Annotated in this window: 17 protein-coding genes; 8 read left to right on the top strand and 9 right to left on the bottom strand. The window is 63.1% G+C overall.

Annotated features, from left to right (window positions below; genetic code table 11):
* Positions 1-22: 22 nt before the first annotated feature.
* The 5 genes from ACT54B_RS01470 to ACT54B_RS01450 all read right to left on the bottom strand — a co-directional run bounded on the left by ACT54B_RS01470 (position 23) and on the right by ACT54B_RS01450 (position 5798).
* On the bottom strand, positions 23-427 hold the full coding sequence (locus ACT54B_RS01470) for a hypothetical protein (protein ID WP_476042323.1): 405 nt from the start codon (positions 425-427) through the stop codon (positions 23-25).
* Between the two features lie 8 nt (positions 428-435).
* Positions 436-1266: a 3-methyl-2-oxobutanoate hydroxymethyltransferase gene (panB, locus tag ACT54B_RS01465; RefSeq protein ID WP_476042321.1), complete on the bottom strand. Its 831-nt coding sequence runs from the start codon at positions 1264-1266 to the stop codon at positions 436-438.
* A gap of 1 nt (position 1267) precedes the next feature.
* Positions 1268-2143, bottom strand: coding sequence for a pantoate--beta-alanine ligase (panC, locus tag ACT54B_RS01460; RefSeq protein WP_476042319.1), 876 nt, complete (start codon positions 2141-2143; stop codon positions 1268-1270).
* Between the two features lie 143 nt (positions 2144-2286).
* On the bottom strand, positions 2287-2922 hold the full coding sequence (gene pncA, locus ACT54B_RS01455; protein ID WP_476042317.1) for a bifunctional nicotinamidase/pyrazinamidase: 636 nt from the start codon (positions 2920-2922) through the stop codon (positions 2287-2289).
* Between the two features lie 131 nt (positions 2923-3053).
* A complete protein-coding gene (locus tag ACT54B_RS01450; RefSeq protein ID WP_476042315.1) occupies positions 3054-5798 on the bottom strand; it encodes a M16 family metallopeptidase in 2745 nt (914 codons plus the stop codon).
* Between the two features lie 162 nt (positions 5799-5960).
* Here ACT54B_RS01450 and ACT54B_RS01445 point away from each other — a divergent pair, with 162 nt between their 5' ends.
* Entirely contained in the window at positions 5961-6299 is a 339-nt protein-coding gene (locus tag ACT54B_RS01445) for an ArsR/SmtB family transcription factor (protein WP_476042313.1), read from the top strand.
* Positions 6296-6760: an SRPBCC domain-containing protein gene (locus tag ACT54B_RS01440; RefSeq protein WP_476042311.1), complete on the top strand. Its 465-nt coding sequence runs from the start codon at positions 6296-6298 to the stop codon at positions 6758-6760. Before ACT54B_RS01445 ends, ACT54B_RS01440 begins: the two co-directional genes overlap by 4 nt.
* A gap of 130 nt (positions 6761-6890) precedes the next feature.
* On the opposite strand, the gene ACT54B_RS01435 is transcribed toward ACT54B_RS01440, so the two are convergent.
* The gene (locus ACT54B_RS01435) at positions 6891-9365 is read right to left on the bottom strand and encodes an ATP-dependent helicase (protein ID WP_476042309.1); all 2475 of its coding nucleotides are present in this window, start codon (positions 9363-9365) and stop codon (positions 6891-6893) included.
* Between the two features lie 232 nt (positions 9366-9597).
* On the opposite strand from ACT54B_RS01435, the gene ACT54B_RS01430 reads away from it, so the two are divergent.
* A complete protein-coding gene (locus ACT54B_RS01430; RefSeq protein WP_476042308.1) occupies positions 9598-10734 on the top strand; it encodes an efflux RND transporter periplasmic adaptor subunit in 1137 nt (378 codons plus the stop codon).
* Positions 10731-13913: an efflux RND transporter permease subunit gene (locus tag ACT54B_RS01425; protein WP_476042306.1), complete on the top strand. Its 3183-nt coding sequence runs from the start codon at positions 10731-10733 to the stop codon at positions 13911-13913. The genes ACT54B_RS01430 and ACT54B_RS01425 overlap by 4 nt, the downstream gene beginning before the upstream one ends.
* Before the next feature lie 4 nt (positions 13914-13917).
* Here the strand turns inward: ACT54B_RS01425 and ACT54B_RS01420 are convergent, their stop codons facing one another.
* Together ACT54B_RS01420 and ACT54B_RS01415 are read right to left on the bottom strand one after the other, a co-directional pair.
* Entirely contained in the window at positions 13918-14787 is an 870-nt protein-coding gene (locus tag ACT54B_RS01420) for a carbon-nitrogen hydrolase family protein (RefSeq protein WP_476042304.1), read from the bottom strand.
* A complete protein-coding gene (locus ACT54B_RS01415) occupies positions 14784-15374 on the bottom strand; it encodes a GNAT family N-acetyltransferase (RefSeq protein ID WP_476042302.1) in 591 nt (196 codons plus the stop codon). Before ACT54B_RS01415 ends, ACT54B_RS01420 begins: the two co-directional genes overlap by 4 nt.
* 89 nt (positions 15375-15463) lie before the next feature.
* On the opposite strand from ACT54B_RS01415, the gene ACT54B_RS01410 reads away from it, so the two are divergent.
* The 4 genes from ACT54B_RS01410 (at position 15464) to ACT54B_RS01395 (ending at position 22185) form a co-directional block, all read left to right on the top strand.
* Positions 15464-15865, top strand: coding sequence for a ketosteroid isomerase-related protein (locus ACT54B_RS01410; RefSeq protein ID WP_476042300.1), 402 nt, complete (start codon positions 15464-15466; stop codon positions 15863-15865).
* A gap of 347 nt (positions 15866-16212) precedes the next feature.
* Positions 16213-16878, top strand: a complete 666-nt coding sequence (locus ACT54B_RS01405; RefSeq protein WP_476042299.1) for a YiaD family glycine zipper/OmpA-like lipoprotein — start codon at positions 16213-16215, stop codon at positions 16876-16878.
* Positions 16879-16906: 28 nt separating this feature from the next.
* Positions 16907-18307 (top strand): FAD-binding oxidoreductase, encoded by a 1401-nt coding sequence (locus tag ACT54B_RS01400; RefSeq protein ID WP_476042297.1) that lies wholly within the window; start codon positions 16907-16909, stop codon positions 18305-18307.
* A 194-nt stretch (positions 18308-18501) separates the two neighbouring features.
* Positions 18502-22185: an AsmA family protein gene (locus ACT54B_RS01395; protein ID WP_476042295.1), complete on the top strand. Its 3684-nt coding sequence runs from the start codon at positions 18502-18504 to the stop codon at positions 22183-22185.
* Here ACT54B_RS01395 and ACT54B_RS01390 read toward each other — a convergent pair.
* Positions 22179-22397, bottom strand: a complete 219-nt coding sequence (locus tag ACT54B_RS01390; protein ID WP_476042293.1) for a ribbon-helix-helix domain-containing protein — start codon at positions 22395-22397, stop codon at positions 22179-22181. The genes ACT54B_RS01395 and ACT54B_RS01390 overlap by 7 nt on opposite strands.
* Between the last annotated feature and the right edge of the window lie 50 nt (positions 22398-22447).

Raw genomic sequence — 22447 nt, 5'->3', positions numbered from 1 at the left:
TGTCGGCATTTCAGCGCCTTTCTCAGGCGCTCCTGTCTCGCTCTTCCTTCAGCCCGCGCAACAGCGGCATGGCGGCAAAGACGAGCTGTGCAGACAGACCGGCCACGCCCTCCGGCCGCATCAACGCGGCGATATAGCCGGCTGGATCGACATCGCTCAGCATCGTCGCCAGAAGAAATTCTCCGGTCATCAGAAGGGCAAAGGCGATCAGGCCCATGGCGATCCTGCTGGCCGGATCGGGCGGTACGGGTCTCAGGCGGAGCACCAACCCCAGCGACCACCAGGAAATGGCCAGCATGAGCGGAATTTCCACCAGAACCGCCGGCAGTGCGCCGATGTGCGGCGCCAGCAGAACGGTTCTGACCGTGCCCAGAACCATGCCGGCTGCAAAGACCAGAATGAAATAGAGAAGCGCACTTCTCGCCATCATATTGCTCAGAGCGGTTGTTTCTTCATCTGGAACGTATGTTCCGGACCGGGGAAGCTGCGCGCCTTGACCTCGGCTGCATACTCTTCCGCTGCCTTGGAAATGACAGGAGCGAGGGAAGCGAAGTGCTTGACGAAGCGCGGCTTGAAATCGGTGAAGACCCCCAGCATGTCATCGACCACAAGCACCTGCCCGTCGCAGGCAGGCGAAGCGCCGATGCCGATGGTGGGTATGGGGCAGACATCGCTGATTTCGCGGGCGAGCGGCTCGATGGTGCCCTCGACCACCATGGAGAAAGCCCCGGAATTCCCGATCGCCAGCGCATCGCGCTTGATCTTGTCGGCTTCGGCATTGGTGCGGCCAAGAGAACGATAGCCGCCTGCCGCATTCACCTGCTGCGGCATGAGGCCGACATGGCCCATGACCGGTATGCCGCGCAGCGTGAGGAAGGCAATGGTTTCCGCCATTTCCTCGCCGCCTTCCAGCTTCACGCCATCACAGCCGGTTTCCTGCATCAGTCGTGCCGCATTGCGGAAGGCCTGTTCCTTCGATTCCTGATAGGAGCCGAACGGCATGTCCACGATGACGCAGCTGTTTCCGGTGCCGCGCATCACCGCCTGACCGTGGGCGATCATCATCTCCATGGTGACGGGAATGGTGTTCGGCAGGCCGTAGAGCACCATGCCCAGGCTATCGCCGACGAGCAGCAGGTCGCAATGCGGATCGAGAAGCTTGGCGATGGGCGTTGTGTAGGCGGTCAGGCATACGACGGGCCGCACGCCCTTGAGCGCGGTGATATCTGCTGTCGTCAGCCGCTTCTTGCGAACAGCCATGCTCATGTCAGGCAGCCTTTGTGCTGGGGGCGAGTGCCTTGCGGCCGATCACCCGATTGTCGAGAAGTTTCGTCCGTCCGAACCGGACGAAGAGCAGCAGCAGAACAGGGCCATCGACCCGGGTCAGGCTTTCCAGGGTCTTCGGGTCGCGAAGCGCCACCACTTCCGGCTCGGCCAGCGGTTCGCGGCGGATGAAGTCGGTGACGGCGGCCTCGAAGGCGGCGATATCCGTCATGCCGGACCGGTAGAGCCGCTCGGCCTCTTCGAGCGCGCGCGGCACGATGGCCGCAGCCCTGCGCTCTTCAGGGCTCAGATAGACATTGCGGGAAGAGCAGGCGAGGCCATCTTTCTCGCGTACGGTCTCCACCGGCACCACGCGGACCGGCATGGCCAGATCCTGGACCATGCGCTGGATGATCGTGACCTGCTGGTAGTCCTTCTCGCCGAAATAGGCGGCATCCGGCTGCACGATGTTGAACAGCTTGGTGACCACGGTCGCCACGCCGGCAAAATGGCCGGGGCGAACTTCGCCTTCCAGTTCGGAGCCGAGCCGGGGCACATCGACCACCGTCTGCATCGGTTCGGGATACATGTCCTCCACCTCGGGGGCGAAAAGAATGTCCACCCCACCGGCGGTCAGCAGTGCGCTGTCGCGGGGCAGGTCGCGGGGATAGCGGGCGAGGTCTTCATTTGCCCCGAACTGCAGCGGATTGACGAAGATCGACACGATCGTGACGTCATTCTCGGCCCGCGCATGGGAAACGAGCGACATATGGCCTTCATGAAGATAGCCCATGGTGGGAACGAAGCCGATGGTGCGGCCCGCCTTGCGGTGAGCGAGCACAAGCGCGCGCAGCCGGGCGATAGTCTTGACGGTTTCCAACTCCAGCCTCCCTCTGCCGGGGTAGAACGGGCCTCAGGCCCGTGGGCGTCCATGGTCCCTGTGGTAAACTGTGCAGTGCAAAAAAGCAAACCAACATTTCGGCATGCTGACCGTTTCGCGGGCAGGGCCTGCCTGTTTTGTCGTCACTTTCCGGCTTCGCGGAGGATATCCGTGCTGCTGACCACGGAAATTCCGGCCTTTTTCATCTCCTTCAGCGCCTCCTCCACGCCCTCCGGCGTAATGCCGCGCGAGAGGTCCGACACGAAGCGCACGCGCACGCCCGGAAGAAGCTCCAGCGCATCCAGAACGGAGAATTTCACGCAATAATCCGTGGCCAGACCGCCAATGTCGAGCTCGGTCACGCCCCGTTCCCGGATGACTCTGTCGAGGCCTGTCAGCGCGTGTCGGTCATTGTCCCGGAAAGCGGAATAGCTATCCACGCCAATATCTTGGCCCTTCCTCTGAACAAACTGAATCCGGTCTGTTTCCAGTGCCGGATGAAAGTCCGCATCGGGGGTTCCCTGCACGCAGTGGTCCGGCCAGAGCATTTGCGGCTTGCCGGAAAGCTCGCCCATCTCGAAGGGTTGCCTGCCGGGATGGCGCGAGGCAAAGCTGCCGTGATCGGCAGGATGCCAGTCCTGCGAAGCGAGGATCAGGTCATAGCCGCCGTCCCGCATCAGCCGGTTGGCGACGGGGATGACCTCGTCTCCTCCGGCAACCGGAAGGTTGCCGCCGGGGCAGAAGCCGTTTTGCAGATCGACGAGGAGAAGAGCCTTCATGGAGCCGGTCCTTTCTTTGCGCTGCAACATGGCAAGGGAAAGGTCCGGTCGCAAGGGGGACTGCCAAAAAACGACGGCCGGACAGGGGCGGTCCGGCCGTCAGACTGTGCCTTCGGGGCGCCCGGACGCCCTTACTTGATCAGCTTCGGATCGCCGGCCACGGAAATCGCCATGGGTAGCGCGGCAATCCTGTTGGCGGCGGCCTGAACATCGGCAAGGCTCAGCGCATCGATACGCTCAACATAGGTGGCGAGGTCGCCAAGGCCATATCCGGTCGATTCGAGGCCGATGATCAGCCCCGTCATGCTGTCGGTATTGGCGGTTGCCGACAGGAATTCGGCCTTCATGGTTTTCCGCGCGGTCTCGAATTCCTCTTCGGTGATGGGCTTGCTGGCCAGTTCTTTCACGATGCGGCGTACCTCTGCCAGCGAATCCTCCGTATGGGCCGTATCCACCGCCGCCTGGATGTAAAGCAGGGCATTGTCGAGCCCGCGGGTGCCCTGGGTCGAGGCGTTGATGCCATAGGACCAGCCTTTCTGCTCCCGGAGGATCAGATTGAGGCGGCTCTTGAACGTGCCGCCAAGAATGCGGGTGGCGAGATCGAAGGCGGGGCCCTCGGGCGTTTCGGGCGAGGGCGCCTTCATCGCGATCGTCAGCATGCTCTGGGTTGCGCCCTCGACCGGGCGCAGGCTCTTGCCGTCCTTGACGGCAGGCCGGACCGGTTCGGGCGAAACCGGTGCGCTCTGGCCGCCGGTCCAGCCGGCAAAGGCCTTGTCGAGCCGCGCCTTGACGTCATCGGGATCGAGACTGGATACCACATGAACCACGGATCGTTGCGGCTGGACGAGGCCAAAGAACGCCTCCTTCGCCTGTTCGGGCGTGAGTGCCTTCAACCCGTCCGCCGTGCTTTCCCGGGCTTCCGCCGCATCGGCTGGATACAGCTGTTCCACGAGACCGCGCAGGGCCTGATAACCGGGATCGAGCTTTCTCTGGTCGATGCCGGTTGCGGCGCCCTCGATGAGCGCCTTCCATTCCTTCGGATCGAAACGGGGCTTGGTGATGGCATCGGCCAGATAGCCGGCCGCCATATCGAATTTCTTCAGCGGCGCACTTGCCCCCAGCACGGAACGATAGGCACCCGCGTTGCCGCTGAGGCCAATTCCCTCCTGCTTCAGTTTCTGGTCTAGGGTGACCAGGGGCGTATCGCCAAGGCCACGGCTGCCGATGCCGACGGCGATGTCCGCCAGTGCCGGCGGCAGCGCGGTGTTGCCGCCCGGCACGACGATGGCAATATTCGCGCGCTGCTGGTCCGTGCTGCGGTAGACTTTCAGGGTCGCCCCATTGGCGAGCTTGCGTTCGGCCATGTCGGGCATCTGGATGCCGGCCGCCTCGACCGCTTCCAGCCGCGGCATGGGGATGTCCGCGCGGGCTTCGGATGGCTCGGGTTCGAGCGTGCCGGTGGAATCGGCCAGCGCCGGCGGGAACGTGGCGTTACGCGGGCCGGGCTGCAGCCGAACGGCGACCGGATGGGCCTTGAGCAGGGCGGCCAGCGTCTCGGTCAGTTCGGCCGGCGTGATTTCGGCGGCAAGCCGTTCCTGCTCCCGCCATTCGCCGGCATTGCCGCCCCAGGCGGCTGTGTTTGCCAGGGTAATCGCGAAGCCAAGCGGCTGATTGGGCAAGTTGTCCATGCCCTCCTTCAGCTGGGAGCGAGCGGCATCCAGCGCCTCCAGAGAGATGCCGTCGCGCGTGACTGTATCCAGCGTCTCGCGCAGCGCCTTTTCAAGCTTGTCCGCATCCACGCCCTTGGCGGCGGAAGCACTCACGGTAAAGGTGCCGCCGAGATTGCGGAATTCGAAGCCCGCGCCGGCGGAATCGGCGATCCGCTCATCGATGACCAGCTTCTGCTGGAGAGAGGACTTGCCGGTTGAAAGAACGGCCCCGAGCAGCATGTGCTTCACCGCGTCCTTCGACAGACCTTCCGGACCCGGCCAGGCCAGACTGATCGCCGGTTCGGTGACCGCATCCTTGAACACCAGCGATTTCTGCTCGTCCAGCGGCGGAACCACAGCGGGGCTGGACCCCAGGCCGACCGTATCCAGCATGTCCGCGAACCAACGGGAGATCGCCCATCCCCGGTCCGGCTTGGGAATGAGACCGAAGGTTTTGGCAATATCGGCTTTCGCGCGTTCCGGATCGAAATTGCCGGAAATGGACAGCGTGGCGCGGTCCGGCACGTAATGGGTCCGGTGAAAGGCCACGACATCTTCCAGCCGGGCCGCCTGAAGATCCTTGATGGAACCGATCACGGCGTGGGCGTAGGGATGTCCGGCGGGCGCCAGCGTGACGTTCATCTGCTCCACCGCTGCGCCGCCGGGGCTGTCCAGCGTGTTCTGGCGCATCTCGTTCAGCACCACTTCACGCTGGTTATCCAGATCCTCCTTCGTCACCGCATTGGCGAGGTTGGCCATGCGATCCGCTTCCAGACGGATGAATTCGGGCAGTGCCTCCTTGGGGCCGGTGTTGTGGTAGGTGGTCGAATCCCATTCCGTATAGGCATTGTTGTCACCCCCGACAGCGGAAATCGCGGCATCGTAATCCGGCACGTCATGGGTGCCCTCGAACATCAGATGTTCGAAGAGATGCGCGAAGCCCGAGCGTCCCGGTTTCTCATCCGCCGAGCCGACTTCATAAAGGACGACCGTGCTGACGGTTTGCGAGGTGCTGGAGGGCGCCAGAACTACCGTGAGGCCATTGTCGAGCCGATACTGTTCGATGGAGGGCGAGGCAGGCTCCGCCGACGCGAGCGAAGAAAGGGAAAGGCTCGCAGCCAGCATTGCAGCAGGAGCGATGCGGGCAAAGGTCGATCTGAAAAGCATGAGATATTCCGGTGAGTGCATGAACGAGCAGGATGGCTGCGGGATCATAGCGGCCAAACTGCGGCGGAAAAGCAGGAGTTGCTGCACGACGAGAAAAATTCGCGACTCGGTTGACATGAAATAACAGGATGGTTATATAGCCATTAAGTTATGGAGTTTTCAATGGCAAAGCCACTCGATCTGACGTTTGCGGCTCTTTCCGATGCGACCCGGCGCGCCATTCTCGCCCGGTTGGCACTCGGCGAGGCCACGGTTCTTGAGCTGGCCGAGCCGTTCTCCATGTCTCAGCCCGCCATCTCCAAACACCTGAAGGTTCTGGAGGGGGCCGGGCTCATTTCCCGACGCGTTGAGGGCAGCCGGCGTCCATGCCGGCTGGAAGCGGGGGCACTCGACCGGATCGATCACTGGCTCGCCGACCTCCGGCGGGTTCTGGAGGCAAATTACAGCCGACTGGACAGCCTTCTGGCTGAAATCGACAACAACCACGGAGAAAAAGCATGACCGGACTGACCCTCAAGCGGGACGGCGAACGCCATCTCATCGTCACCCGCTTCTTTGCGGCGCGCCCCGAACTCGTCTTTCGGGCGCATACGGAACCGGCGCTGCTCCAGAAGTGGCTGCTGGGGCCGGAGGGATGGACCATGCCTGTCTGCGTCAGCGATGCCCGCCCGGGCGGCGCGATCCGCTACGAATGGTCGGACGGCAAGGGCGGCGGGTTCCACCTGACCGGAGAATATGTCCTGCTGGAACCCTTCAGCCGGATTGTCCATGTGGAGCGCATGTTCCTTCCTGACCCCACACCCGACAATCATGTGGAGACGACCTTTGCCGCCGAGGGGGCGGGTACGCGCATGACCATGCGCATGTCGCTGCCCGATGCGGCAACCGTCGAGGCCATGCTGTCTTCCGGAATGGAGCATGGCATGGAGGCCAGCTATCAACGACTGGAGCGGGTGGTGTAATAGAAGCGACTGCTTATGGGCGCAGTTGGCTCCCCTCCCTTGCAATATCAAGCACTTGGCTTTCGCAAGGGAGGGGGTTTCCAGTTGGAATATCGAGGTCAGCCGCCTAAAGGCGCATGACGAACGACTCTCACCCCACCTTTTCGACAAATCCTTCCAGCACCCGTTTTTCGCCCGCCTTGTCGAAATCGATGGTCAGCTTGTTGCCCTCGATGCCCTTGATATTGCCATTGCCGAATTTCAGGTGGAACACGCGTTCACCGACGGAGAAGCGCGAGGGGGAGTCCGAGACGGATTTCGCCACCAGTTCGCCGTCGATGGTGCGACCGCGTGGACCGCTCTCGCCATAGCCGATCCGCTCGACCTGATGGCCGGACCGGGTGCCCCAGTTCTCGCGGGTCGAGGCGTTGGCATTCTGCTGGGCCCGCTTCCAGCCCGGGGAATTGTAGGAGTTGGCGAAGGGATCGGCCCGGTCGAACCGGGACTGGCCATAGCCGCCGCGTCCGCCATAGCCGCCATAGGAGGTTTCGGATTCCGCCACGTCCACATGGGCGGGGGGAAGTTCGTCGAGGAAGCGGGAGGGCAGGGTCGATTGCCACAGGCCGTGGATGCGCCGGTTGGAGACGAACCAGATATGGCAGCGGCGCTTGGCGCGGGTAATGCCCACATAGGCAAGCCGCCGCTCTTCCTCGAGACCGGAGCGCCCGCCTTCATCCAGCGCCCGCTGGTGGGGGAAGAGGCCTTCTTCCCAGCCCGGCAGGAAGACGGTCTCGAATTCCAGGCCCTTGGCGGAATGCAGCGTCATGATCGAGACGGCGTCGAGATCCTCGTTCTGCTCGGCATCCATGACGAGCGCCACGTGCTCCAGAAAGCCGCGCAGGCTCTCGAAGGCTTCCATCGAGCGGATGAGTTCCTTCAGGTTTTCCAGACGGCCCGGGGCTTCGGCTGATTTATCCGCCTGCCACATGGCGGTATAGCCGCTTTCGTCGAGAATCTGTTCGGCCAGCTGCGTGTGCGGCGTGTTTTCCAGAAGACCCTGCCAGCGGCGGAAATCGGTGACGACGTCGAACAGAGCCTTGCGGGCCTTCGGTTTCAGTTCGTCCGTTTCGATGATGTCGGCCGCCGCCTGCAGCATGGGAATGTCGCGGGCACGGGCATAGTCGTGCAGGTTGCGGACGGTCGTGTCGCCGAGCCCCCGCTTCGGCGTGTTGACGATCCGCTCGAAGGCGAGATCGTCTGCGGGCTGGCAGACGAGGCGGAAATAGGCCATGGCGTCGCGGATTTCGAGCCGTTCGTAGAAGCGCGGGCCGCCGATGACGCGGTAGTTCAGACCGAGCGTCACGAAACGGTCTTCGAATTCACGCATCTGGAAGGAGGCGCGCACGAGGATCGCCATATGGTTCAGCGGATGCTTCTTGCGCTGAAGCTGCTCGATTTCCTCGCCGACGGCGCGGGCTTCCTCTTCGGAATCCCAGGCCGCGTGAACGATGACCTTCTCGTCATCCGGGTCGGTGCGTTCCGTGAACAGTGTCTTGCCGAGACGGCCCTCGTTGTGAGCGATCAGGTGGCCAGCGGCACCCAGAATATGCTCGGTGGAGCGGTAATTCCGCTCCAGCTTGATGACCTTGGCGCCCGGAAAGTCTTTCTCGAAGCGCAGGATATTATCCACCTCGGCGCCGCGCCATCCATAGATGGACTGGTCGTCGTCGCCGACGCAGCAGACATTCTGCGGCTCGCCTTTCGGGCGCTGGGCGAGAAGGCGCAACCACATGTACTGCGCGGTATTTGTGTCCTGATACTCGTCGACGAGGATGTAGCGGAACTTCTGGTGATAGTCCTTCAGGATGTCAGGATTCTTGCGGAAGATCGCGATGGGATGCAGCAGCAGGTCGCCGAAGTCGCAGGCATTCAGGGTCTTCAGGCGGTTCTGGTAGGCGGCGTAGAGCTCGCGGCCCTTGCCGTTCCCGAAGGAACGCGCATCGCCTTCCGGAATGTCGGCGGGCAGCAATCCCTTGTTCTTCCAGCCGTCGATCATGCCGGCAAACTGGCGGGCGGGCCAGCGCTTGTCGTCCAGACCTTCCGCCTGGATCAGCTGCTTGATCAGGCGAATGACGTCGTCCGTATCGAGGATGGTAAAATCGGACCGCAGGCCTGCAAGCTCGGCATGGCGGCGCAGAAGCTTCACGCCGATCGAGTGGAATGTGCCAAGCCACGGCATGCCTTCCACCGCATGGCCGGCCAGAACGCCGATGCGCTCCTTCATCTCGCGGGCGGCCTTGTTGGTGAAGGTGACGGCGAGGATCTGGCTCGGCCAGGCGCGGCCGGTGGCCAGAATATGCGCGATGCGGGTGGTGAGCACCCGGGTCTTGCCGGTGCCGGCGCCGGCGAGAACCAGCACGGGACCATCGACGCTTTCCACTGCTTCGCGCTGTTCCGGGTTCAGCGTCACCAGGTAGTCAGGCGTCGCCTGGCTGGCCCCGCGGGCAGCCAGCGCCCGCGCTGCAATGCCCGAAGGCTGCGGCGCGGATTGCGGCTGCACAGGCTTGACCGGCTGTGGCGCCTGATCCTCATCGAAGAACGGAATGTCGTCGTATATATTTGTCATCAGCTGTAATGTAGCGATTATCCGGGGAAAGGCCAGAATCAATGTTCGCCTTTCATTCTACCGGATGGCCTACAGGCTTTGAGGCGTAAGTCAACAAACCTTACCAAATCTTCATCTCGCGGCATGCGGTATCGGCTTGCCCGTTCGAGCAAAAAAACCATATTGAAACGAACATTGCCGGGAGCAGGCGACCTCCGTCGCCGTTCTCCCGCTTCTTCTGCCGGAGCCACGAATGAGACTTGCTAAGCAACTGGGCTTGAGCCTCGGGGTGCTTGTCGCCGGGGCGGCCATCGCCGTCTGGTTTACCCCGGAGGGGGCCGCCCTTCTGGCGCGCGCCAGCGGAAAGCCCGCGGAGAGGACGGCGGCTGCCGGGGCGCAGGGACAGAGCGGTGCGGGTGGCGGGCCTGGCCGGCGTGCAGACGGACCGCCGCTGGTGGTGGTCGTGTCCGTAACCGACGGCGTGGCCAATGCCCGTCTCGATGCCATCGGCACCGGAGAGGCGCTGAATTCTGTCACCGTGATGCCGCAGGGTTCGGGCGTGGTGACGCAGCTGAACGTCAAGCCCGGCGATGCGGTCAAGGCCGGGCAGCTGCTCGGCCAGCTCGACAACCAGTCCGAGCTCCTGGCGCGCGACAAGGCGGCGGTGACGCTCAAGGGCTCTCTGGAAACCAAGAAGACCTATGAAGGCTCCAATGCCTCCATCACACGGCTGCAACAGTTCACGGCGGGCGTGACGGCGGAAGAAGCCCAGCTGGAGCTGAACATTGCCGAAGCCGATCTGAAAAAGCGGGATATCGTGGCGCCAGCGGATGGGGTTGCCGGGATCGTCCAGGTCAGTCTGGGAGCCTATGTCACGCCGTCGACCCCAATCGTGGTGCTGGATGACCGTTCGTCATTGCTCGTCGATTTCTACGTCCCGGAACATTTCGTATCCTATCTCAAGGCCGGCATGGCGCTCGAAGCCCGGACGATTGCCTTTCCCGGCGAAGTATTCGAGGGCGTGATCGCGGCCGTCGACAACCAGATGGACGCGGTCAGCCGCACCATCCGGGTGCGGGCGAAAATCGGCAACGGGGATGACCGGCTCCGGGGCGGCATGTCCTTTACCGTCACTCTTCGCTTCGCGGGGGAACACTATCCGGCCGTCGATCCGCTGGCCGTGCAATGGGATGCCGAAGGGGCGTATGTCTGGCGTCTCGCGGAGGGCGACAAGGCGGAGAAGGTGCGCGGCGCCGTCGTCCAGCGCGATGCGGACCGGGTGCTTTTCAAGGGTGACATCAAGACCGGCGACCGGCTGGTGACGGAGGGCGTCCAACGCCTGCGTCCCGGCATGGAGGTCAAGGTCGACAAGCCGGGAGCGGGCGCATGAGCGGCGCCGGCGAGGACCTGACGGCGACCGATCCGGTTGCGGAAACCGCCGCTGCCGCCGCTGAACCGGCCGGAGCGACGGATACGTTCACTGCTCTCTTCATCCGCCGGCCGGTGCTGGCGCTGGTGTTCAACGCGCTGATCGTGGTGGCCGGCCTTGCCGCCTATCTCGGGATCGAGGTGCGCGAGCTGCCCGATGTCGACAGGCCCGTGATCACCGTCAACACCTCGTTCAGCGGCGCTTCGCCCGAAACGGTCGACGAGCGGCTGAGCCGGGTGGTGGAAAGCGCGGTGTCGCGTGTTTCCGGACTGAAGTCGATTTCGTCCTCCTCCTCCTACGGCTCAAGCCGTGTCACACTCGAATTCGTCTCGGGCACGGATATCAATGTCGCCTCGACGGATGTGCGCAATGCGCTGTCCCGGGTCACGGGCCAATTGCCCGAGGAGGCGGACGAGCCGCAGGTGGTCAAGGCGGACGCCGACAGCCAGCCTGTCATGCGGCTTGCGATCACCTCCGATACGCTCGGCATGGACGATCTCACGCAGCTTGTGGAAGACGAGATTTCCGATCGACTTGCCGCCGTTCAGGGTGTTGCCGATGTGGAAACCTATGGCGATGCGGAGAAGGTTTATCGGATCGATGTGAACCAGGCGGCGCTTGCCAGCCGTGGCCTGACCTTTTCCGATCTGCAATCGGCCCTTGCCGATGTGGCGCTTGACGTACCGGCAGGATCGCTTTCCGGCGGACGGCAGGAGCTTGTGGTGCGTGCCGCAGTCGGACTTACCGATCCGCAGGCCTTCGAACGGCTTGTCGTCAAGGACCGGGTGACTCTGGGGGATGTCGCGACGGTTACGGTGGGCCCGGAAGACGGGAGTTCCGCGCTCCGGGCGAATGGCCGGGCCGGCATCGGTCTCGGCATCATCCGGCAGGCCCAGTCGAATACGCTCGATATTTCCAATGGCGTGAAGCAGGTGGTCGCCGATCTCCAGGCCTCGCTGCCCAAGGGAACGACGCTGACGGTCACCAGCGACGATGCTGCCTTCATTCGCGGCTCGATCCATGAAGTGGTCAATGCATTGGTGCTTGCCTGCGTCATCGTGGTCGTGGTGCTTTATCTGTTCCTGCGCGACTGGCGGGCGACGATCATTCCGGCCGTGTCGCTGCCGGTGGCGCTGATCGGAACGCTGGCGGCGGTCTGGCTCGCAGGTTTTTCCATCAACATTCTGACGCTGCTGGCCGTGGTGCTGGCGACCGGGATGGTGGTGGACGATGCCATCGTGGTGCTCGAGAACATCGTTCGGCGCATGCATGAGGGCATGGGGCCGCGGGCGGCTGCCGTGCTCGGAACGCGGCAGGTCTTTTTTGCGGTGATCGCGACGACACTGACGCTCGCTTCGGTTTTCGTGCCGCTGTCCTTCCTGCCGGGGCAGGTGGGTGGACTGTTCAAGGAATTCGGCTTCGTTCTCGCCTTCTCGATCCTCCTCTCGTCCATCGTTTCGCTAACCCTCTGCCCGATGCTCGCCTCGCGGATGCTGAAGGGCGGCGGCGGAGAGTCGATGGAAAAGCCGAGCCGCATCGGCGATGCCTTCTCCGGCTTCTACCGGAGGACGGTTCGCGCCTGCCTCAACGCGCCGATGGTCGTGATTGCCGTATCGCTGGTCTTCTCGGTTTTTGCCTATGTGGCCTTTACGCGGGTGCCGCAGGAACTGACACCGCGCGAAGACCGCTCCATGGTGATGCTGCGCGTGCAGGCGCCGGAAGGCGTCAGCCTCGATTACATGCGCGACCAGATTCGCCGCATCGAGGAAAACCTGTTGCCGCTGCGCAAAAGCGGCGAGGTGGCGAATACATTCTCTATCTCCGGGCAGGGCGGAAGCGCCAATAGCGGTTTCGTGGTGCTGACGCTCGCCCCCTGGGAGGGCCGCGCCCGCAGCCAGAATGCCATTGCCGCCGACATTACCAAGCTGACATCCACCATCCCCGGCGTGCGGGTGACCGCCTTCCAGCCCAACAGCCTGCGCATCCGGGGGGCGGGAAGTGGTCTGCAGGTGGCATTGCTGGGCAATGATCGCGCGGTTCTGAACGATGCGGCCAACAAGCTGGTGACCGCCTTGGATGAAACCGGCCTCTTCGATCAGCCGCGACTGTCCAACGATTCCGCGCGACCGCAGATTACCGTCGATCTCGACCGCGACCGCGCCGCGAGCCTGGGTGTTTCCACCAGTACGGTTTCGCTGACGCTGCAGGCGCTGCTGGCCGGTTACAAGACGGGTGAGGTGCATACCGGGGGTAAGCTCTATCCGATCCGCCTGACCGCAGAGAGCCGACCGGTGAACGATCCCGGAGATCTGGAGAACGTGTTCCTGCGCGCCGGTGACGGCCGTGTGGTGCCTCTCTCGGCCATTGCGCGTTTCGAGGAAAAGTCCGTACCGCCGCAACTGACGCGGGAGCAGCAGCTCGCCAGCGTCTCCATCACGGCGGGCCTCAAGGACGGCGTGACGCTGGGTCAGGCCGTTGCCAAAACCAACGAGATTGCCGCAACGCTTCTGCCTGCCGGCGTGCGGCTGATGCCCCTCTCGGAAGCAGCGACGCTGCAAGAGAATTCGAACGGCATGTTCGTGACCTTCGGCTTTGCCTTCCTGATCATCTTCCTGGTGCTTGCGGCCCAATTCGAAAGCGGCATCAGTGCGCTGGTGATCATGACGACGGTGCCGCTCGGGCTTGCCTGCGCCGCCTTTGCACTTGTCATGACCGGAACGAGCCTCAACATCTATAGCCAGATCGGCCTGGTGCTGCTGATCGGGGTGATGGCCAAGAACGGCATTCTGATCGTCGAATTCGCCAACCAGTTGCGCGATCATGGCCGCTCGGTCCGGGAAGCCATCGAAGAGGCCTGCCTGATCCGCCTGCGTCCGGTCATGATGACCATGATCTGCACCATTCTCGGCGGGGTGCCGCTCGTTCTTGCCACCGGCGCGGGGGCCGAGGCGCGGGTGGCGCTCGGCTGGGTGATCGTCGGCGGCTTGGGCATGGCGGTGATCGTGACGCTTTACGTCACGCCGGTCGCCTATCTGCTGCTCGCCCGCTTCTCGAAACCCCATGCGGACGAGGAACGCCGGCTTGCCGAGGAAATGCGCCACGCGGCGCATCTCGCGGCCCCTCTGGCTCCGGGCGCCTGAACGGTCAGATCCGTTCGAACTGCTCGGGCCAGTCCCGGTTCGTTGCGACTTGCCCCTCCGTCCGCAAGCGCCGTACTTCCGCAAGATCGATATCGGTGATCAGCCACCGGCTGGAGCCGGGCTGCAAATCCGTGCTTTCGGCATAGATGCCGGAGGGCGGCATGCCATAGTCGGAGGGGACATAGAGGGCTGCCCGACCGACGTTCTCGTCGACGGCGGGAGACCACGGGGCCGAGCCAACCGTGGGGGCGACCAGAACCGCGATCTGGTTTTCCAGCGCGCGCGCCTGTGCACCGACGCGAACCCGGTGGTAACCCGCCTCCTTGTCCGTGCAGGACGGCGCAAGAATCATGTCCGCACCGGCTTCCGACAAGGTGCGGGCAAGCATCGGAAACTCGTTGTCATAGCAGATCAGGATGCCGAAGCGGCCGATGGGCGTTTCGAAGAGTTTCAGGCCCTGGCCGGCGGAAATGTGCCACTGTTCCCGTTCGAAACGGGTCATCATCAGCTTGTCCTGGGTGCCGATCAGGCCGTTCGGCCCGAAGAACCAGGATCTGTTGCGGTAGTGCCCGTCGGGATCGAGCACCGGCGCCGAGCCATTGACGAGATAGACGCCGAGATTGCGGGCGATCTCTTCCGACAATTCCACGAAACGGGGGATCAGCGGCTGCATTTCTCGCAGCGAGCCATGCAGATCGGAGCGGATATCCGCTGGCAATTGCCCGGTGAGAACCATGGCCGCGTATTCCGGCAGGACAAGCAGGCTCGCACCCTGGTCTGCGGCTTCCCGGCACAGGGTCATCACGCTGTGGGCATAGGCATCCCAGCTTTCGATGAGGTCGATGGAATACTGGCAGGCGGCAACTCTGATCATGGGGCAATGTCCTTGAGCCAGAAGGAGAGGGGCTTTTGAGTTTCCTCGCTCTCGCCAATATCGGTCCAGCTGAACCGGGCGACGAGGTCCGGATGATGGGCGAAACCGCGCTTGCGCCAGAAGGCATGGAGCGGCTGGTAGCCGGGCGGACGGAGTGGGTGATCCGTGGACCGCTCGACGGCGCAGAATGCGAGGGTGGAAAAGCGGCCAAGGCGACGCGCATAGGCCTCCCGTTCCTCGAAGAACCGCACCCCGATGCCGCGTCCGCGGTGGGACGGCAAAAGCACGCTTTCGCCGAAATAGAAAACACGAGCCGGATCGCGTCCGGTGGCCAGGAAGGGGGCTCTCACGTCCTCCGTCTCGTCGGCCATGGGCATGCCTGTCGAGGCGCCCACCACCTGTCCTTCCTCGATGGCAAGGACAAACAGGCTCTCCGGCGAGGCGGCATAGGTCGCCAGATATTCGATTTCGTAGTCCATCGAGCCGTCATAGAGATAGGGAAAGGCCCGGAATACGGTCATGCGCAGCCGGGCGAGATCGGCAAGATGGGGCGTCACGTCCCTTCCGACGAAGGTCTGGATATTCATGCGCAGGGCGTTTTCATCGGGTTCAGGTCTCGGTATTGTCTTCCGAAGGACGGTGCAGGGGACGCACCGAAACTGCCATGGAGGACAGCATGAACGCAACCGAGATCATCCGCGCCTATTACGATGCCTTCAACCGGCGCGACATGGATGCGTTCTTCGGTCTTCTGGACGATGATGTGATCCATGACGTCAACCAGGGCCAGAGAGAGATCGGAAAGGAAGCCTTCCGGCACTTCATGGGCGATATGAATGCGGCCTATAAGGAAGAGCTCCACGACATGATGATCTTCACCAACGAGGACGGGACACGGGCCGCCGCGGAATTCCAGCTGACGGGCACCTATACGGATACGGCGGAAGGGTTTCCTGAAGCCCGTGGCCAGAGCTACACGCTGCTTGTAGGGGCGTTCTTCGAGATCCGTAACGGCAAGATCACGCGCGTCACGAACTACTATAATGTGAACGACTGGCTGCGACAGGTGAGGGGTTAAGGACTGCGACGCGGGCGTCGGTTCGGTTGTCGCGGGATCACCGAACAGGCCCTCAGCTTTTATCATCAACAACACTTGATTGGATATTTACTCGTCTGATCCAGGCTTTGGACTGAAATTCCATTTTTGGTTTTATCAACTCCTTGATTGCTTACATAAATGAAGTGTCGGCATGAGCCTGCTTTACGCCTCCATCCCCCCGCGTTTCGCCACGCGAAGTCGATCACAGGCTCCGGTATTACAGCACCCGCCCGCGCTGGAAGGTCGCCGTCTCTTTTGCATGCTCATTAAAATGCCGCGTTTTATGCTATGGGCTCTATTCGGATTTAATCACGGAGCCTGATTCCATGCTGAAGCGCATTGCCCTCGTTGCCCTGGCCGCGACCTACCTCGCAGGCTGCACGACCACCGACCCCTATACGGGCGAGCAGAAAATGTCGAAGACAGCAGGTGGCGCTCTGCTTGGCGCAGGGGCCGGCGCGCTGGCCGGTCTTGCCATCGGTGGCGATGCCACGGAGCGCCGCAACGGCGCCCTGATCGGTGCGGCGCTCGGCGGTCTCGCCGGCGGTGCGATCGGCAACTACATGGACAACCAGGAAGCCGAGCTGCGCGCCCAGCTGCAGGGCACCGGCATTTCCGTCAGCCGCGTCGGCGACCGGATCATTCTCAACATGCCCTCGAACATTACCTTCAACGTCGACCAAGACGGCTTGAAGCCGGGCTTCTTCCCGACCCTGAACTCGGTGGCCATCGTGCTGCGCAAGTTCGACAAGACGCTGATCGATATCAACGGTCATACGGACTCCACCGGCAGCGCTGCGCATAATCAGGATCTCTCCGAGCGCCGTGCGCTGGCCGTCGCCAGCTATCTCGGCGGGCAGGGCATCGAGCAGCGGCGCGTGTCCGCCGTCGGCTTCGGCGCTTCTCGCCCGATTGCCAGCAATGCCTCGGAAGAGGGGCGCGCGCAGAACCGGCGCGTGGAAATCCTCATCGCCCCGATCAACGCGGGCTGAAGACGACCGGGGCCAGGGAGAAAACATCATGAAAGCCGATGCCAGACCCGGTCCCCGCAACGAAACAGGCATTGCCGCCCTTCTGCCCGTGCTGGCCGCCCGCTTTGGCGCGCGGTTCCAGGCGGGAGAGGCGGTGCGGGGCCAGCATGCCCATACCACGACCTATCTCCCCACCCAGCGACCCGACGGCGTGCTGTTCGTGGAGAGCCGGGAGGATGTGGTGGAGGCGGTGCGGCTTGCCGCCGAGCATCGGGTTCCCCTGATTCCCTTCGGTACCGGGTCCTCGCTCGAGGGGCAGGTCAATGCTCCCTGCGGGGGCATTTCGCTGGATTTCAGCGGGATGAACCGGGTGCTTGCGGTCAATCCGGAGGACCTGGACTGTACCGTGGAGCCAGGCATCACCCGGGAGGCGCTGAATGTCGCCCTGCGGGATACCGGCCTGTTCTTTCCCATCGATCCCGGAGCCAATGCCTCCATCGGCGGGATGGCATCGACGCGGGCGTCGGGTACCAATGCGGTGCGTTACGGAACGATGAAGGACAATGTGCTTTCACTGACCGTCGTTACCGCCAATGGCGAGGAGATCCGCACCGCGCGCCGCGCGAAAAAATCGTCGGCCGGTTACGATATGACGCGGCTATTCGTGGGCGCGGAGGGCACGCTCGGGGTGCTGACATCGGTGACCCTGCGTCTGCAGGGCATTCCCGAGGTGATTGCCGGCGGTGTCTGCTCCTTCCCGGATATCGGCTCGGCCTGCCATGCGGTCATCATGACGATCCAGCTCGGTATTCCCGTGGCGCGGATCGAGCTGCTGGATCCGCTGCAGATTCGTGCCTGTAACGCCTATTCGGGTCTGTCCCAAAGGGAGGCCCCGACGCTGTTTGTGGAGTTCCACGGCAGCCAGGCGTCGGTGGATCTGCAATCGAAGGAATTTGCAGCGGTCGTCGCCGAATTCGGCGGCTCGCCCTTCGAATGGACCGTCGATGCGGCGGAACGGGCAAGGCTCTGGAAGGCGCGGCACAACGCCTATTTTGCGGCGCGGGCGCTGGCGCCCGGTCTGGATGCGGTCTCCACGGATGTTTGTGTTCCGATTTCGCGCTTTGCGGAATGCGTGATCGCGACCCAGGCCGATATCGCGCAGCATGGGTTCCTGGCGCCGATCGTCGGCCATGCGGGAGACGGCAATTTCCATGTCCTGCTGCTCTTCGACGGCAAGGATGCGGGAGAGATCGCGCGGGCGGAGGCCTTTCTCCAGCGTCTGAACGATCGGGCGCTTTCCTTCGACGGTACCTGCACCGGAGAACACGGGATCGGACAGGGTAAGAAATCCTTCCTGCAGGCGGAACTGGGCGGGACCGTGGCCTTGATGCGTCAGGTGAAGCAGGCGCTCGATCCCGACAACATCTTCAATCCCGGCAAGATTTTCTGAGCAAAGCCTCCGACAGCCGTCTGGTTAAGCCTTTTCTGATTTAATCCGGCCTTGTGATCTGCCATAGTCGGCACCGGTTTTCCGAAAGGCCTGGTGTTCTCCCCCGCTGGTTCCAAAGCGGTTGTTCCCTTTCGGTTTTCTTTGTTCTAGGGTCCGGGCGGCTGCGCGCCAAGGCGTTGCAGCGGCGATGACAATTGGGTGATGTTTCGGTGCTAGGTCGAATTCTGGTATTCCTCGGTGGACTGGTGGTCCTGCTGCTGTTTGCGGCACTGATTGCGCCATTCTTCGTGGACTGGACCGGCTTTCGCCAGCAGTTCGAGGATCAGGCCAGCCGCATCGTCGGGAAGAAAGTGGTGGTGCACGGCTCTGTCGATGCGCGTCTCATTCCCTTTCCCTCGATCACGATGAACGATGTCTGGGTGGGGAGCGAACCGGACGGACAGCCGCAGGTGCGGGTCTCCCGCTTCTCGATGGATGCCGAGCTCGCTCCCGTTCTTTCCGGGGAAGCCCTGATCTTTGACATGCGCATCGAGGACATGCAGGCACGCATCCGCCTGCTGCCGGATGGGACGCTGGACTGGATGCGCGGAAGCAAGCCGCAGATTCCGGCGCGCAATATCGTCCTCGAGAATGTCCGGGTCCGGAACGGCAACATTACCTTTATCGACGAGCAGTCCGGCCGAACCCGGAAGCTGACGGCGCTCAACGCGGCCATGTCGGCCAAATCGCTGGCCGGTCCGTGGAAGGCGGTGGGCGATGCCGTGCTCGATGGTGAGCCGGCGCGCTTTTCCGTGGCGACAAATCTGGATGAGGGGAAGGATAGCGGGCTTTACCTGCGCACCCGCATCATGCCGACAAACCGGCCCATCGGCGCCGAGCTGGAAGGGCAGCTGGCGGTCATCGATGGCAAGCCGAGCTACAAGGGTACCTTTCTCGCCTTTCTGCAGCAGCCGGACGACAGCCAGAAATCCGATCCGGAGCGGCCTGCACCGCGGCTCAAGGGGTCGTTCGAGCTGACCAATGAGAAGATCCGGGTTCCGGATTACCGGCTGGAAGTCGGCGATCCCGCCGATCCCTATGTGGTGACGGGCGAGGCGACCCTCGATACGGGCAAGGAGCAGGAGTTCCTGTTGCTGGCCGACGGCCAGCAGATCGACGTGGCGCGGATCGACTATAGCGGCGCTGCCGGAAAAACCGGCCGCGATCCCGGCGATACCGTGCGCAAGCGGTTCGAACATTTCGCCTCGATCATTTCCAGCATTCCGGTTCCCTCGGTACCGGGCAGGGCGAGCCTCAAGCTGCCGGCCATCCTGATCGGCGACACCTCGATTCGGGATGTGCGCCTCGATGTCAGGCCGGCAAAGGGCGGATGGGTGGTCGATAATGCCGTGGCCACTCTGCCCGGTCGTACCCAGCTGGAAGCGAAGGGTGTGCTCGGCCTCAAGGGGATGCCAGCTTTCAACGGCCATCTTCTGATCGCGTCACGGCAGCCATCCGGCCTGGCATCCTGGATGTCCGGGGAGGTGGATCCGAATATCCGCACCATGGGAGCCCTGGGCTTCGAAGCGGATGTGCGGTTGACCCCCGACCTCCAGCGTTTCGAGCGGCTGGAGCTCCAGATGGGCGATGCGACGCTCAAGGGCCGGATCGAACGTCAGTCCGTTCCGGGGCAACCCCTTTCACTGACGGCCCTGCTTTCCGGCAACCGGATCGATCTCGAAAGCCTGCGCGCGCTTGCGACCCTTTTCGGCAAGGATGGCAAGGCGGACCTGAGCGGCCATGCCATCGCGGCGGAGCTCAAGGCCGACCGTTTCGTCGCCTTCGGTATGGAGGCGCATCAGACGGAAACCGTCTTTACCCTGGCCAACAACGCCCTGTCGATCGAGCGCTTCAGCGCCAAGGATCTGGCCGGCGCGCAGATCAATGCCATCGGTCGCGCCGATTTCAGCAAGGACGATCTCGGCGCCAATGGGCGGCTGAGCTTCAAGGCCGCTGATCCGGCGCCCTTCCTGGCCATGATTGCGCAGAAGCTGCCGGCCGATCCGCTGCTCGGCCATCTGTTGCGTCATGCCGGCTGGTTTGCCGATACGGAACTCAAGGTGACTCTCGCGGCCGGCGGAAAGGATCGGACCGGACTTTCCGTCAAGCTTGCCGGAACCAGCAATGGCAGCCGCGTCGATCTCGATCTCGGGCTTGCCGATCCGGCGTCTTATCCGAAGGGCGCCGGGCTCAATCTGCAGGCGACGCTGGAAAATCCGAAGGCCAATGTGCTGCTCGGCCAGGCGGGGCTGGAGCCGCTGCCCTTCGATGCGGTTGAAAAAGGCGTGCTGTCCCTGCGGATTGCCGAGACCAAGGATGGTGACAACGATGTTTCGCTCGCGCTGAATGCGGGGAAGACGGCCTTCTCGCTGACCGGCAGGGCCGCCTATGCGGATGATGCCGGGCTCACCGGGCAATTCCAGACGAAGCTCGAAAGCGACGACGCGACCCCATATCTGCTGATGACCGGCGTCGCCTTGCCCCGCATGGGGCTCGGCATGCCGGGAACACTGGCAGCGGGGCTCTCGCTCACGCCCGATGTGATCGATATCACCGACATCAAGGGGTCGGTGTCCGGAAATGCCGTCTCCGGTCGGCTTACCGTCGATCGGAAAAGCGAAGGGCTGAAGGCCTCCGGCCAGCTCGCCCTTGGCGAAGCCGATCTGGGCTGGATTGCCGAAAGCGTGTATGGGCCTTTGACCGATGCGGACGGCAAGCTTTCGAACGACACGTTCGGCGACAGCGTGCTTTCTGACAGCAAGCTGGCAATCGACCTGACGGCACAGACCTTTTTCACGGGTATTGGCGGACCCGTCCGCAATTTCCACACAAAGCTCACCGCTTCCGACGGCGAGTTGCTTCTGAACGAAGCCGCCGGCGAATGGGCAGGGGGAACTTTGAGCGGTTCCGCCCGCTTTGGAAATACGGGTGGCTCCGGCTATATGCAGGTCAATCTGCAGGCGGCGAACGGGACCACGCCGGCCATTTCCTGGTTCAACCGGGGAGCACCGCTTGCGGAGGGTCGCTTCTCCCTGAAAATGTCCGGGGAAGCGGCGGGCAAAAGCGCTGCCGAACTCGCCAAAGGGCTGGGCGGCTCCGGGGAACTGCGCTTCGACGACCTTACCATTGCCGGCCTTAATCTGGCTCTGCTGCCGCCGGTTATCGCCGAAATGGACAAGACCGGCAGCGAGATCGATACGGCGCGGGTGTCTGCTTTGGCTTCCCGCCTTCTGACGGAGGGAAATACGTCGCTGGGGGATGTGACGGTGCCTTTCTCGTTGGGTGGCGGTCAGCTGGTCGTGCAGCCTGTGAGCATTGCCAAACCGGAGGCCACCGTCACGGCGGAAGGCGACATCGATCTGGCAGAGGCTGCGCTGCAGGGGACGGTGACGCTCGCGCTTGCTCCCGGAGCGGACAGCGTCGAGGGAGCCGATCCGCAATTGCGCCTCGATTTCTCCGGACCTCTTGAGCAGCCTTCCATGAAAGTGGATACGCTGGGACTGACCAATTTTCTGTCGCTGCGGGCCTTTGACCGGGAGCGCCATCGCGTGGAACGCCTTCAGGCCATTGCGCAGGAGAAGCTGCGCCTGCGCCGTGAAGCGGCCTATTATGCGGCCCGTGCGGAGGAGCGTGAGCGGGTGCGCAAGGCGGCGGAAGCGGCCGCAGCGCAGGCGGCTGCCGAAGCTGCCGCGGAAGCCGAACGGCAGAAGCAGCGTCTGGACCAGCCGCTCGACCTGCCTCCCGGGCAGGAATTCGAAGGGCCGTCCATGCCAGTCATGCCCGTCAATCCTGCTCAGCAGGTCATTCGCGGTTCCACACTTCCCCCGCCGGCTCAATAGGGGCCGGTCGTGCCTTTGAGGCAGGCCAGCACATGCAGGCGCAGCGCAGAGGAGAGATTGCCTTCCGCCCGGCCATCATCGATTTCGGCAATCAGGGCAGCCAAGGGCATCGCGCGGGCCGAGGCGATGGCCTTCAGTTCCTCGAAGAAGGCTTCTTCCAGAGAGAAACTGGTTCGGTGACCGTGGAGCGTTGTGGAATATTTGCGGATCATTCCGTCCTCGAGTCTTGAGATACCGATTCAGGTCTTTACAAGATTGAGTC

This window comes from Gellertiella sp. DMC107 (genome assembly GCF_056313605.1).
Note: the sequence above shows the minus strand (reverse complement) of the source record. Positions and strands in the feature narration are given on the sequence as shown.